The organism is Microbacterium sp. K41, assembly GCF_004794395.1.
Taxonomy (GTDB): domain Bacteria; phylum Actinomycetota; class Actinomycetes; order Actinomycetales; family Microbacteriaceae; genus Microbacterium; species Microbacterium sufflavum.
This window is the reverse complement of record NZ_SSDO01000440.1, coordinates 1-13,821: the sequence shown is the minus strand read 5'-3', so window position 1 is coordinate 13,821 and position 13,821 is coordinate 1. Positions and strand designations below refer to the sequence as shown.

Below are 13,821 nucleotides of genomic sequence, written 5' to 3'. Positions count from 1 at the left end.
CGCGGCCGCCGCCGCCACCGGCATCCCCGCCGGCACCCCCGTGGTCACCGGCACCATCGACGCCTGGACCGAGGCCGTCAGCGTGGGCGCGCACGAGCTCGGCGACCTGATGCTGATGTACGGCACCACGATGTTCCTCGTCGCCACCGGCGCCGAGACCCTGCGCACGCCCTCGATGTGGACGACCGCCGGTGCCTTCGCCGGCACGCGCAACCTCGCCGGCGGACTCTCGACCTCCGGCGCGCTCACCGCCTGGCTGAAGGACCTCACCGGCGCGGACTACCCGGAGCTGCTCGGCGAGGCCGCCACCTCCGGCCCCGGCGCCCGCGGGCTCCTGATGCTGCCGTACTTCGCGGGCGAGCGCACGCCCATCCAGGACCCGGATGCGCGGGGCGTGATCGCCGGCCTCACGCTGGAGCACACCCGCGGCGACCTGTACCGCGCGGCGCTCGAGGCCACGGCACTCGGCGTGCGCCACAACGTCGAGACCATGCGGGCCGCCGGCGCCGACATCCGCCGCATCGTCGCGGTCGGCGGCGGCACCCAGGGGCGCCTGTGGCTCCAGATCGTGTCCGACGTCACGGGACTCGTGCAGGAGGTGCCCGAGACGACCATCGGCGCGAGCTACGGCGCCGCGTTCCTCGCCGCCGGAGCCACCGCGGCCCCGGGTGCCGCTCCCGCCATCGACGACTGGAACCCGATCGCCGAGACCGTGCGGCCCGACGCGGCGCTGCGCCCCTTCTACGACGCCCTGTTCGACCGCTACGTGCGGCTGTACGAGGGGACCACATCCGTCGTCCACGACCTCGCCGCGGACCAGCGCGGCGCGACCCCGACCACCCCGACCCCGGAGGCACCATGACCACGTACACCCTGCCCGCGCCCGCCGCGCGCCCGACCGCGGCACCGAAGACCGCGTACCTCATCACCTCGGGCGATCTGCGCGAGTCGGCGAACGTCGCCGGGTGGCCGACCCAGGTGGAGCTCGAAGCGGGTGTGACGGGCGTGCTGAACGACCTCGGCTGGGAGGTGATCCGGCCGTTCGGCGTCGACCCCGAGACCGGTCACGGCTTCATCTCCAGCCAGCGCATGGGCCTCGAGGTGTTCCGCGACATCCCCACCGATGCCCCGCTGGTGGTCGCGATCGCCAACTGGCAGTACTCGCACCACGTGCTCGCCGGGCTGCGCACGCACGAGGGCCCGATCCTCACGGTCGCCAACTTCGCTGGTGACTGGCCGGGGCTGGTCGGTCTGCTCGGCCTGAACGCCGGGCTCACGAAGATGGGCAAGCCCTACGCCACCACCTGGTCGGTCGACTACACCGACGACTGGTTCATCGACGGCATCCGCGAGTGGACCGAGACCGGCGCGATCACGCACGACCAGTCGCACGTGCGTCCGCTGCCCGCGCTGCCGGACAGCCCGGAGAAGCAGCTCGGTGAGGCCCTGGCCGCGCAGCTGCGCGCCGACAAGGCCATCATCGGCGTGTTCGACGAGGGCTGCATGGGCATGTACAACGCGATCTTCGACGACGAACTGCTCAACCACACCGGCATCTACAAGGAGCGGCTGTCGCAGTCGGCGCTGTACGCCGAAATGCTGACCGTGACGGAGGACGAGGCCGACGCCGCGTACGACTGGCTGATCGACCACGGCATGACCTTCCGCTACGGCGACGACGCCGCGACCGAGCTCACGCGCGAGCAGGTGCAGTGGCAGCTCAAGATGTACATCGCCGCGCTGCGCATCGCCGACGACTTCGGGCTCGACGCCGTCGGCATCCAGTACCAGCAGGGTCTCAAAGACCTGGTGCCCGCGTCCGACCTCGCCGAGGGCATCCTCAACACCACGGAGCGCCCGCCGGTCACGTCGCGCGACGGCTCCCGCGTGCTGCACGAGGGCCGCGCGTTCCCGCACTTCAACGAGGCCGACGAGGGCGTCGCGGTCGACGCACTCGTGACCGACCGGGTCTGGCGGGCGATGGGCCTCGTGCCAGACAACACGCTGCACGACGTGCGCTGGGGCGAGGACTTCGACGGGCAGTTCGTGTGGGTGTACGAGATCTCCGGCTCCGTGCCCGCCTCGCACCTCGGCGGCTGGGAGCACGCGGAGGGCTGGCGCCAGGGCCATGTGTTCTTCCCCGCGGGCGGCGCCACCATCAACGGCGTCTCGAAGCCCGGCGAGGTCGTGCTGTCGCGCGTGTTCATCGCGGACGGTGTGCTGCAGGCCGACATCTTCCGCGCCTCGGTCGTCGAGCTGCCGGAGGAGGAGACGCAGCGCCGCAAGGACGCCACCAACCCGGAGTGGCCGATCGCCCACGTGGTGCTGCACGGCATCTCGCGCGACCAGTTCATGGCGCGGCACAAGGCCAACCACGCGCAGCTCGTCTATGCGCCCGACGCCGAGACCGCGGACCGGGCCCTCATCGCGAAGGCCGCCATGTTCGACGGGATGGGGATCCGGGTGAACCTCGTGGGGGACGTGCGCGTCTGAGCCGGGCGCGGGGCGTCACTGCGAGCGCCAGAACCGCACGGCGAGGTTCGTGAGCTCCTTGTCGAGGTCTTCCACCTTCGACTCGATCCGACCGAGGCGGGCGTCGATCCCGTCGATGCGGGCCGAGAGGGTGCCTTCGACGCGGTCGATGCGGGCGGAGAGGGTGCCTTCGACGCGACCGACCTCGGAGCGGATGACACGACTGAGCTGCGTCGTCATGAGGGTCATCCCGCCGAGCATCACGGCGGCGAAGACGCCGAGCAGCGTCCAGATCTGCGGGTCGTTCACGGGCATGCCTCCAGTGTCTGCCAGGACGTCCACGGTGTCACGGTATTCCGCAGGCGCCCGCGCGCGAAGACCCCATCGGTGCGGTGACCGTCGTCGGACGGCGTCGTGGAGGAGGGGTGAGCGCGCCGGTCAGCGGCCGGGCGCGGGCGTCGCGGCGACCGCAGGGACCGCGTCCGCACCCGTGCCGTCGGCACCGGGGCGCAGTCCGCTCGGCGGACCGCTCAGCGCGCGGAGGGCGTAGAGGATCGTGGCGAGGTCGACGAGCTCCTGCACGAGCGCCCCGGCGACCGCGGGGATCAGGCCCGTCATCGCCACGACCATGAGCCCGACGCTCAACCCGATGCCGATCCAGATCGCCGTGAGCGCGACGCGCAGGGTGTGCCGGCCGATAGCGACCGCGTCGACGACCTTCGCGAGCGAGTCGACGAGGATCACCACGTCGGCCGCGTCGCCCGCCGCGGTCGCCCCCTTGGCGCCCATCGCGATGCCGATGTCGGCCGCCGCGAGCACCGGGGCGTCGTTGACGCCGTCGCCGACCATCAGCACGGGCCGCGGTTCGAGCTCGGCCGCGAGCCGCACCTTCTCCGGCGGGAGCAGTTCGGCGTGGACCTCCTCGATGCCCAGCTGATGCGCCACCGACTCCGCCGTCGACCGCACGTCGCCGGTGAGCATCGCGACCCGTTCCACCTCGTGCAGCCGCAGCCACGAGACGACCGCGGCGGCCTCCGGCCGCGCCGCATCGGCGAGCAGGAGCGCTCCGGCGAAGCGACCGTCCACCGCGACGTAGGCGGCCGCCTCGCCCGTGCCCAGCTCGGCGCGCACGGTGTCTGGCGCCAGCGACGCGACGTAGGCGGGCTTGCCGACCACGACCGTGCGGCCCCGGATCGTCGCGGAGACGCCGTTGGTCGCGGTCTCGCTCGCCTCCGCGGCCGCCTCGAGGGGCAGCCCCCGCGCCTCGGCGGCGGTGCGGATACCCGCGGCCAGCACGTGCGACGAGTACTGCTCGGCCGAGGCGGCGAGCTGCAGCACCTCGTCCGCGTCGAAGCCGGGCGCCGGTCGCACCTCGACCAGCTCCGGGCGGCCCTGCGTGAGCGTGCCGGTCTTGTCGAACGCGGCCGACCGGACGCGCGCGATCTGCTCGACCACGGCCCCGCTCTTCATGATCACGCCCGACTTCGCGGCCCGGGACAGGCCGCCGAGGAACGCCACGGGTGCCGCGATCAGCAGCGGGCACGGGGTGGCGAGCACGAGCACCTCCGCGAAGCGCGTCGCATCGCCCGACAGCGCCCACGCGGTGCCAGCCAGGACGAGCGCGACGGCGGTGAAGGGGATCGCGAACCGGTCGGCGAGACGGACGATGGGCGCGTGCGAGGACTCGGCCTGATGCACGAGGGCGACGATCTGCTGGTACTGGCTGTCGGCTCCGGTGCGCAGGGCGCGGAGGCGGATCGCCCGGCTGCCGTTGATCGCGCCGGACAGCACCTCCTCGCCCGCGTGCCGCGAGACCGGCAGGCTCTCACCGGTGAGCGAGGACTCGTCGAACTCGCCCTCGGTCGTCAGCAGCGTGCCGTCGACCGGCACGATCTCGGCCGGACGCACCAGCAGCACATCACCGACCGCGACCTCGTCGACCGGCACGTCGTGCGCCTCGTCCGACTGCGCGTCGCCGGGGTCGTGCAGCGCGTGGGCGATGCGCGGCGACCGGTCGAGCAGGGCCGACAGGTCGCGGCGGGCGCGGCGGCCGGCGAAGTCCTCCAGCGCCTCCCCGCCCGACAGCATCAGCACGATGATGAGCGCCGCGATGTACTCGCCGACGGCGAGCGTCGCGACCATCGCCACGACCGCGAGGACGTCGAGGCCGACGTGGCCGCGGAGCACGTCGCGCACCATCCCGATCAGGGTCCACACCACGACCGCGGCGACGTACACCGTCGCGATCCAGCGCCCGACCTGCTGCTGATCGACCGCGTGCAGCACGCCCACCAGGGCGAACGCCAGCACGGTGAGGGTGATGACCGGGTACCGCCACAGCAGGCTGAGCGAACGCATGCCCCCAGCATCCCGCGGAACGGCGGCGGAGGCCAAGGGCGGATCGTCCACTCTTTCACCCGCAGAACTTAAGCGATATAGTCGGCCGCGAGTCGCGCCGATGCGGCTCGCGCTCGACAACGATGCCGAAGGAGACGAACCCCCATGTATCCGTCCTCATCCAGAAGTCACCGCCATCGGCGCGCCTTCACGGCCGCCCTCTCCGCCGCTGCGGTGGCCCTCACCGCGGTCGCCGCGACGGGCCCGGCCGCTGCGGACGCCACCGTCGACGAGGCGAAGCTGGCGGTCTACGTCGAGGTCAACTCGAACGATTTAGCGAACGTCGCCGACTACACCCTGGCCGATTCGGGTCGCCCCGCCGTGGATCTCGCGATGATCTTCGCCGCGAACATCAACTACGACGGCCAGCAGGCGTACCTGCACCTGAACGAGCGGGTGACCGAGACCCTGCAGGATGCGGAGAACCAGATCCGGCCGCTGCAGGCGCAGGGCACGAAGGTGCTGCTCTCCGTGCTCGGCAACCACCAGGGGGCCGGGTTCGCGAACTTCACCTCGTTCGCCGCCGCCGACGCCTTCGCCGCGCAGCTCGAGGACGCGGTGACCACGTACGGCCTCGACGGCATCGACTTCGACGACGAGTGGACGGAGTACGGCGCCAACGGCACACCGCAGCCCAATACCCAGTCGTTCGGGTGGCTGGCGACCGCGCTGCGCGAGCGGCTCGGCCCCGACAAGCTCATCACGCTCTACGCGATCGGCCCGTCGTACACCACCACCGACTTCACGCAGTTCGACGTCGACGGGGTGCTCGACCACGCCTGGAACCCGTACTACCCGACGTACGACGCCCCGACCGTGCCGGGCCTGGACGATCGCGCGCGGCTCGGCGCCGCGGCGATCGACCTGTCGAACACGAGCGCCGCCACCGCGGCAGACTTCGCGCAGCGCACGGTCGCCGACGGGTACGGCGTCTACGTCGCCTACAACCTCACGGCGACCGACCAGTCCGCCTACCTGTCCGGGATCACGCAGGCGTTGAAGGGAGAGGCCACGGTCTTCCAGGCGCCTCCGGCCGACACGACCGCGCCCACCGTGACGTTCAAGAGCGGCGCGCAGTTCACCAAGCAGAAGGACGACGGCTACAAGCGGGTGAGCTTCCGGCTGCACGACGAGGGGCTCATCGACCGGGTCGTGCTGAACGGCGTGCCGACCGACCTGGAGAACGGGGAGTCCCGCGACCTCGACGTGCTGAAGCCCGGCGTGCTCGGTGCCGTCCTCGGGGTCAACACGCTGCAGGTGGTCGACGTCGCCGGCAACAGCACCGAGGTGACGTTCACGCTGACGAAGTGACCGGCGCGAGGGCGAACAGCTCGAGCTGACGGATCGTGACCTCGGCGTCCGCGCACAGGCGGATCGCCGGGGTCACGGTCCGTGCGGCCAGGGTGAACGGGGTCGTGCGATCCGGCCGCAGCGCCTCGGCATGGGTCGCGGCCACCCGCTCCCACCCGCCGTCCGCCCGCTCGACCTCCCAGTGCCACCCGGACGCGGGCGTCGCGGTGACCGCGGTCACGCTCCCGTCGGTGATGTCGCGCGCCGCGGGGAAGCGCCACCCCACCCACTCGCCCGGCCGCAGGCTCACGCCGTCGGCCCCCGCGGGGTCGCCGTCGTCGAACAGTCGCGCCGCGTGGTCGAGGCCCCGGGAGGCGATCGCCTCGCCCGCCTCCGAGGTCAGGTCCGGGTGCCACGGCTCGACGGCGTCGTCGGGCGCCGCGGCCTCCAGCGCCTCCGCGGGGTCGAGCGTGAAGGTCAGGTCGAGCACCGCATCGCCGGTCAGTCGTTCCACGGGCAGGTCGGCCGTGGGGAGGGGGTCGCCGTCGAGCAGCGCCGACCGGAGCACGTGGGCGCCCGGCTCGCTCCGCTGCACGCGGATCCGCAGCGTCGACCCGTCACCGCGGTCGACGCGGACGTCGTCGAACAGCGGGGAGCCGATGCGCAGCCGCCCGGAGGCGAGCTCGAGCGGATACAGGCCCAGCGCCGCCCACAGCCACCAGGCGCTCATCTCGCCGTTGTCCTCGTCGCCGGGGAAGCCCTGCCCGATGTGCGCGCCGGCGAACAGACGCCCCGCGAGGTCGTGCACGATCGCAGCGCCCGCCCACGGGCGGTCGGTGAACGCATACAGGAAGGGGATGTGGTGGGCGGGCTGGTTCGAGATCGCGCACATGCCGGAGCGCAGCGCGCGGGCCTCCCGCTGCTCGTGGATGACCGTGCCGTAGGCGCCGCCGAAGCGTTCGTCGGCGGTCTCCGGCTCGGCGAACAGCGCGTCGAGGTGGCGGCCGAGACCGGCGGGGCCGCCGTACAGCGTCGCGAGCGCGGGGCCATCGTGCACCGCGCCGACCGACATCCCCCACGCGTTGGTCTCCACGTTGTCGCCACCCCACACCCGGGGGTCGAAGCCGGGCGCGAACGACCCGTGCGCGTCGCGGCCGCGGAAGAAGCCCGAGTCGGGATCGAACAGGGTGCGGTACGACCGGGCGCGGTTGGCGAGGTAGCGGGCGAACGCGCGGTAGCGGGCGGCGTCCGTGGCGGTGGCGGCGTCATCGGCGAGCTGCCGCGCGAACCGCCCGAGGGCCGCGTCGCTCACGGCGTTCTCGATGCTCCAGCTCATGCCCTCCGGCACGTCGGAGGAGATGTACCCGGTGAAGCGCCCGCGACCGATGCCCTTGCGGCCGCGACGGGCGTCCGGCCCCGGCTCGCACGCGTGGCGCCAGCCGCTCTCGAACGCGGCCTCCCGGTCGAACGCCACACCCCAGCGCGCGGCGTCGGCGAAGATCTGGTCGCTCGACGTGCCCACCATGCTGTCGACGTACCCCGGGGCGCTCCACCGCGCCATCCACCCGCCCCGCCGGAACTGGGCGAGCTGGCCGTCCAGCAGCTGCCCGGTCAGGGTGGGGTCGAGCAGCGCCAGCGCGGGCCACTCCGTGCGGTAGGTGTCCCAGTAGCCGTTGTTCACCACGAGCTCGCCCGCGGCTACGGGCGCACTGGTCTCGGTCTCCCCGAACGGCGCGCGCGGCGCGAACACGTCGGCGAAGCGGTGGTCGGGCGCGGTGGTGGTGCCCGCGTTCTCGCTCGCCGTGTTCGGGTACAGGTGCATGCGGTGCAGGGCCGCCGCGATCCGGGCGCGATGCTCCTCGTCGGCGAGACCGCGGTACGGCCGCTGCCGCGGGTCGAGCGGAGGGAGGGTCACACGGCCGAGCAGGCGGTCCCACGCGGCGGCTGCGGCGGCGCGCAGCTCCTCGAAGGACCGGGACGGCGGAGCCTCCTGGGCGAGGCTGCGCCGGGCCTGCGCGATCGACAGGAACGACACCGCGATGCGGACCTCCAGGCTGCCGCGCCCGTCGAGGTGCCCGGCGACGCGCTCGCGCCCGTCGTCGTCGAGCCGGCCGCGCGCCTCGGTCGCGCCGACCGTCGCCCCGGCGAAGTAGCAGCGCGGCGCGCTGCCCCAGTCCTCCGCGCCCTCCGGGATCCAGCCCTGGAACTCGCCGTCGTCCGTCCAGGTCAGGCGGCCGTCGTCGGTGAGCTGATCGATCACGAAGCCGACGGTGGCCGTGGGGTCGTCGGCGGCCACCCGGAACGCCGCCGCGTGCGAGGTCGCGGTCATCGCCACGTGCAGTCCGTCGCCAAGGTCGGCGGCGTACTCGTGGGGGCGCGCCCGTTCGCTGCCCGGCACGATCCACCGTCGCCGTGCCGCGCGCCCCGAGCGGGCGCGGCCGAGGAACGGCATGAGCTGCAGCACCGAGCGATCACCGATCCACGGGCTCGGCTGGTGCGAGAACTGCAGGGCCTCCAGGCGGCGGCCCCGCGGATCGTCGTGCACGAACGGGCGGTACGGCCAGCGGGCGTCCACGGCGTCGGTCGCCGGCGTGACGAACGTGAAGCCGTGCGGCACCGCCACCGCCGGGATCGTGTTGCCGCGCGAGAACCGCGGTCCGGAGTGCGTGCCGCGGCGGGTGTCGACGCGCTCGACCGGCGGCAGGTCGGGGTCCGCCGGTCGGCGTTCCTCCACACGGACCTGCACGAATCCGGTCGCGCGGGCGGGCAGACCCTCCGCGCCCGTGAGCGACGGCGCGCCCAGCACCAGCTCGACCGTGGCCCGCACCGCGCCCCCGGTCGACAGAGGGGCGAGCGCGACCGTATCGGCGTTCCACTGCTCCGGGAGGCTCCAGCGGGCGGCGAACTGCGCCTCGGGCGTGAGCGGCACGTCGTAGCGGTCGCGGACGGCGGCGTGGTCGCTCAGCCGGGTCCCGTCCGCCGTACGCACGTCCACCGTCACCGCGAGCGCCGCGTGCGGAGCCAGGGTCGCGTCCGCCCCGTCGGCGTAGAACGCCCAGTGCAGCACGGTCTCGGGGGTGACGGTGAGGTCGGAGAGCCCCGGCACGTCCAGCCGCTGCGGCCCCAGGGCGGGATCGAAAGCGAACGCGAACACGTCGCCGGGCAGCACCCCGGCGTGCGGGCGCGACGACGGGGGATCGGCCGGACCGGCGGCCGGGGTCAACGGCGCCGCGGTCACCCCTTCAGCGCACCCTCCTGCACGCCCTTGAAGAAGAACCGCTGCGTGAAGGAGAACATGATGATGATCGGCACGAGGGCGATCATGGTGCCCGCGGCGATCAGGCGCGGGTCGACCGAGAAGCTGCTGTTCAGGTACGCCATGCCGACCGTGAGCGTGTACTTCGCGGGGTCGGAGAGCACGATCAGCGGCCACAGGTAGTCGTCCCACGCGCCGATGAACGCGAAGATCGCGACGACCGACACCATGCCGCGGATGTTGGGCCACACGATGTGCCGGATGCGCTGCCACGTGGTCGCGCCGTCGACGGTCGCCGCGTCGAGCACGTCCTTCGGGATCATGCGGCACGCGGTGGCCACGAGCAGCACGTTCATGGCGCTGATCGCTCCGGGCAGGAACACGCCCCACAGCGTGTCCGCGAGCCCGAGGGCGCGGATGGTGAGGAAGTTGCTGGTCACGGTCACCTCGCCGGGGAACAGCAGGGTGGAGAGCAGGATGCCCATCACGATCCACTTGCCGCGGAACCGCATGCAGCCCAGCGCGTAGCCCGCGAAGGTCGCCAGGATCACGTTGCTCAGCACCGTGCCGAGCGAGACGAGCAGGGAGTGCCACGCGTACAGGTACACCGGCACGATGTCGGCGACGCGCGTGTAGTTCTGCAGGGTGGGGTCGCGCGGGATCAGCTCCGGCGGGAACGAGTAGATGTTCTCCTGCGGACCCTTGAACGACGTGGACAGCTGCCACACGAACGGCCCGATCACCAGGAAGAGCACCAGGAGGAGCAGCGCGTAGCGGCCGATCAGCCCGCCGAGGGTCGGCTTGCTGAAGTCGCCGGAGCCGCGGTGCCGGAAGATGCGCTCGCGCGCGGGGCGGACCGGGGCGTCGTCGGCGCGGTCGTCGGCGCGCGGCGGGGTGAGCGTGGTCATGCGGAGACCTTCGCCTTCTTCTCGCGGTTCATGAACGCGATCGCGGCCAGGGGCACGAGCGTCAGGAGGAACAGGGCCACGCTGATCGCGGAGGCGTAGCCGATGTTGCCGTTGAGTCCGGAGCCCACCTGGCGGATCAGCATCACGAGCGACATGTCGTAGCCGCCGGGGCCGCCGGTGCTCTTGGACAGCACGTCGAGCTCGGCGAACACGCGCATGGCCGACACCGCGATCAGCACCGAGATGAGGAGCATGGCGCCGCGCACGGACGGGATCGTCACCGAGAGGAAGCGACGGAACGAGCCGGCACCGTCGAGCATCGCAGCTTCGTGCAGCTCCTTGCCCACGTTCCCCAGCGCCGCGAGGTACACGACCATGTAGTAGCCCAGGCCCTTCCAGACCGTGAGCAGGATGGCGCAGCCCAGCAGCAGCCAGCGGTCGACGAGGAACGCCATCGGCTTGTCGATCAGACCGAGGAACTCCAGGGTCTGGTTGATGATGCCGCGACTGTCGAACAGCCAGGTCCAGATGAGGGCGACCACCACGACCGAGGCGATCACGGGGAAGTAGAAGGTGGTGCGGAAGAACGAGATGCCCGGCAGCTTCTTCTGCACCAGCAGGGCGAGCAGCAGCGGCAGGATCGTGAGCAGCGGCACGCACACGACCACATAGATGAGGCACGTCGTCAGCGCGTTCCAGAACATCTCGTCGCCGAACATGCGCTCGTAGTTCGCGCCGCCCACGAACTCGGGGGTGCGCAGCGGGCGGGCGTTCGTGAAGCTGAGGACGACGGTGTTGAGGAACGGCCACAGCGCGAACACCAGCACCCAGATCACGGCGGGGGCGAGGAGCAGCCACGGGGTGAACCACCGGTGGGACCTCATCGTCGTCCTTCGCTGCCGGGTGCCGGTGCTCGCGCTCATGGTCACTGGTCCACGCGGTTCGCGTTGGCGTACTCGACGATCTTGTCGAGCTGGGCCTTCGGGTCGGCCTCGCCGTTGACCGCGAGCGCGATCTGCTGCGTCATGTAGGTCGCCATGTCCGACGTCCACTGGAACGGCAGGGCCTTGGCGTCCTTCATCGCGCCGAACACCGTGTCGATCGCGGCGAGCTGCTTCTCGTCGGTGACGGAGGAGGCGATGTTCTCGACGACCTGGTCGCCGCCCTCGGCCGTTCCGGGTGCGGTCCCGACCGCGAGCGACGAGAACGCCACTTGGTTCTCCTGGTTCGTCGCGAACTCGGCGAACGCGAGCGCGGCTTCCTTGTTGTCGGAGTCGGCGGAGACGTTCAGGCCCTGCACGTAGAGCGGCGCGATGCCGAGGCGCGGGGTGGCGACGGTGTTCGCCAGCAGCGACGGGGCGTCCTTCTGCAGATCGGTCGTGAAGCCGGTGCCGCCGGTCGTGAAGGCGACCTTCTCCTGGATGTAGGCCTCGGCGTTGCCGCCGTAGTCGCCGGTGAGGGCCTCGGCGGGCATGGCGCCCGCGGCGTATGCGTCGGCGTACTTCTGGATGATCGCGGCGGCCTCGTCGGTGTTGAAGTCGAACTCGCCCTTGTCGTCGATGACCTCCATGCCCGCGGCCGTGAACGTGTCGAGCGCGGGGATCGAGGAGAGCAGCTGCACCTTGCCGCCCGACTCGGTGGCCACGTCGGTGGCGAGCGTGAGCAGCTCGTCGACCGTGGTCGGCAGGTTCTGCTCCGTGACGCCGTAGGGGGCGAGCTGCGCCAGGTTCCACCACGACGCATCGCTCGACAGGTACCACGGCAGACCGTAGGTGCCGTCGACGCCCGGGTACTGGCTGTAGGCCTCCCACGCGCCCGTGTTGTACGCCGACTTCAGGTCGGGGTCGGCCGTGTCGAGGTCGACCAGCTTGCCCGCGGCGACCAGCGGGTAGGCGATGTCGGGCGGCAGGTTGAGCACGTCGGGCAGGGTGTCGGCGTTGGCCTGGCTGAGGATCTTCTCCTGGTAGCCGTCGCCGGGCTGGTCGAGCCACTCGACCTTCACGTCGGGGTGCTCCTTCTCGAACGCGTCGATCAGGTCTTCGAAGTACGGCGTGAACTTCTCGTTCTTGAGCGACCAGGTCTGGAACTGGATCGTGCCGCTCAGGTCGCCGGAGGTGTCGATCGGCCCGGCGTCTCCGGCGCCGGCGCCACCGCCGGTGCAGCCGGCGAGCGCGAGGGCGCCGATCGTGAAGGTTGCCAGTGCAGCCATGCGTGCGGGAACTCTCATCGTGCTTCTTCCTCGAGGCGGGCGATTCGGCGCGGGTCCGACAGGACGGGACTACAGCGCTTTAGCTGATGAAACCATCCGAATCCATCGGTGTCAAGAGAGGGAGCGGAGAGCGCAGGCGGCGAGCGGAATCTCGTGCCGCGGTCCCGCTGCTCAAGCGTTATAGTGGTGCGATCCGCCCTCGTCGGGGGGCTCTGTCCGAAAGGTGCGAACACATGACGCAGCGTGGCGCTCTCGACGCTCCCCTGAGGTTCGGGGCGAACTACACGCCGTCGAAGGACTGGATGCACTCCTGGCTCGACTTCACGCCCGACGACGTGCGCCGCGACTTCGCCGCCCTCGCCGAACTGGGCCTCGACCATGTGCGCGTGTTCCCGCTGTGGACCGTGCTGCAGCCGAACCGCAACCTCATCCGCCCGAAGGCTCTCGACGACGTGCGGGCGATGGTCGACATCGCCGCCGAGTTCGAGCTCGACGCGAGCGTCGACGTGATCCAGGGCCACCTGTCGAGCTTCGACTTCGTGCCCGCCTGGCTGTACACCTGGCACGACCGCAACATGTTCACCGATCCGAGGGCGCTCGACGGGCAGGTCGCCCTGGTGCAGCGGCTCGCGGAGGCGCTGCGCGATGCCCCGAACTTCCTCGGCCTCACGCTCGGCAACGAGGTCAACCAGTTCTCGGCGCACACGCACCCCGCGCCGTGGCCGGTCACGGTCGACGAGGCCGGGGCGTGGATCGAGACGCTGCTCGCGGCCGCGGGGGAGGCCGCTCCCGGACTTCCTCACGTGCACAGCGAGTACGACGCGGTCTGGTACATGGACGAGCACGGGTTCGCCCCGGCGCACGCCTCGCGCCTGGGCGCCATGACCACGATCCACTCGTGGATCTTCAACGGCACGGCGCAGCGCTACGGCGGTCGCTCCGTCGCCGCCGACCGGCACGCCGAGTATCTGATCGAGCTGTCGCGGGCGTTCGCGACCGACCCGCAGCGCCCGGTGTGGCTGCAGGAGGTCGGAGCGCCGTCGAACTGTCTGGAACCCGACGAGATGCCCGGGTTCCTGGAGGCGACGCTGCGCTCCTCGGCGCGGACCGAGAACCTCTGGGGCGTCACGTGGTGGTGCTCCCACGACGTGAGCCGCGACCTGGGCGACTTCCCCGACCTGGAGTATTCGCTCGGCCTGGTCGACCAGTCCGGCGCGGCCAAGCCGATCGGCCGGCGGTTCGCGGAGCTGATCCCCGAGCTGCGCGCGCGCACGGCTGCCCCGGCGCGG

The 13,821-nt window shown here is 71.7% G+C and carries 10 protein-coding genes; 4 read left to right on the top strand and 6 right to left on the bottom strand.

All coding sequences use genetic code 11. The features are described 5' to 3' along the window. Together DW309_RS13980 and DW309_RS13975 are read left to right on the top strand one after the other, a co-directional pair. Window positions 1-862 (top strand): FGGY-family carbohydrate kinase (locus DW309_RS13980; RefSeq protein WP_240753233.1); only part of this gene is annotated, 862 nt, incomplete at its 5' end. Further along, window positions 859-2,493: a fucose isomerase gene (locus DW309_RS13975; protein ID WP_136036302.1), complete on the top strand. Its 1,635-nt coding sequence runs from the start codon at window positions 859-861 to the stop codon at window positions 2,491-2,493. The genes DW309_RS13980 and DW309_RS13975, both read left to right, overlap by 4 nt. 15 nt (window positions 2,494-2,508) lie before the next feature. On the opposite strand, the gene DW309_RS13970 is transcribed toward DW309_RS13975, so the two are convergent. Beyond that, a complete protein-coding gene (locus DW309_RS13970; protein ID WP_136045714.1) occupies window positions 2,509-2,787 on the bottom strand; it encodes a hypothetical protein in 279 nt (92 codons plus the stop codon). 123 nt (window positions 2,788-2,910) lie between these two features. After that, window positions 2,911-4,830, bottom strand: a complete 1,920-nt coding sequence (locus DW309_RS13965) for a heavy metal translocating P-type ATPase (protein WP_136045713.1) — start codon at window positions 4,828-4,830, stop codon at window positions 2,911-2,913. A 144-nt stretch (window positions 4,831-4,974) separates the two neighbouring features. On the opposite strand from DW309_RS13965, the gene DW309_RS20060 reads away from it, so the two are divergent. Beyond that, entirely contained in the window at window positions 4,975-6,180 is a 1,206-nt protein-coding gene (locus DW309_RS20060) for an endo-beta-N-acetylglucosaminidase H (protein ID WP_240753232.1), read from the top strand. Here the strand turns inward: DW309_RS20060 and DW309_RS13955 are convergent. From DW309_RS13955 to DW309_RS13940, 4 genes are read right to left on the bottom strand one after another with little or no spacing between them, the layout of a single operon-like run. Further along, on the bottom strand, window positions 6,164-9,397 hold the full coding sequence (locus tag DW309_RS13955) for a GH92 family glycosyl hydrolase (RefSeq protein WP_136045712.1): 3,234 nt from the start codon (window positions 9,395-9,397) through the stop codon (window positions 6,164-6,166). The genes DW309_RS20060 and DW309_RS13955 overlap by 17 nt on opposite strands. Further along, the gene (locus tag DW309_RS13950; protein WP_136036573.1) at window positions 9,394-10,323 is read right to left on the bottom strand and encodes a carbohydrate ABC transporter permease; all 930 of its coding nucleotides are present in this window, start codon (window positions 10,321-10,323) and stop codon (window positions 9,394-9,396) included. The genes DW309_RS13955 and DW309_RS13950 overlap by 4 nt, the downstream gene beginning before the upstream one ends. Next, window positions 10,320-11,207, bottom strand: a complete 888-nt coding sequence (locus DW309_RS13945) for a carbohydrate ABC transporter permease (RefSeq protein WP_136035139.1) — start codon at window positions 11,205-11,207, stop codon at window positions 10,320-10,322. The genes DW309_RS13950 and DW309_RS13945 overlap by 4 nt, the downstream gene beginning before the upstream one ends. 41 nt (window positions 11,208-11,248) lie before the next feature. Then, window positions 11,249-12,532: an ABC transporter substrate-binding protein gene (locus tag DW309_RS13940; RefSeq protein WP_168387281.1), complete on the bottom strand. Its 1,284-nt coding sequence runs from the start codon at window positions 12,530-12,532 to the stop codon at window positions 11,249-11,251. Window positions 12,533-12,765: 233 nt separating this feature from the next. Here DW309_RS13940 and DW309_RS13935 point away from each other — a divergent pair. Then, window positions 12,766-13,821, top strand: a 1,056-nt coding sequence (locus DW309_RS13935; RefSeq protein ID WP_136045710.1) for a glycoside hydrolase 5 family protein, incomplete at its 3' end; no start/stop codon positions are given.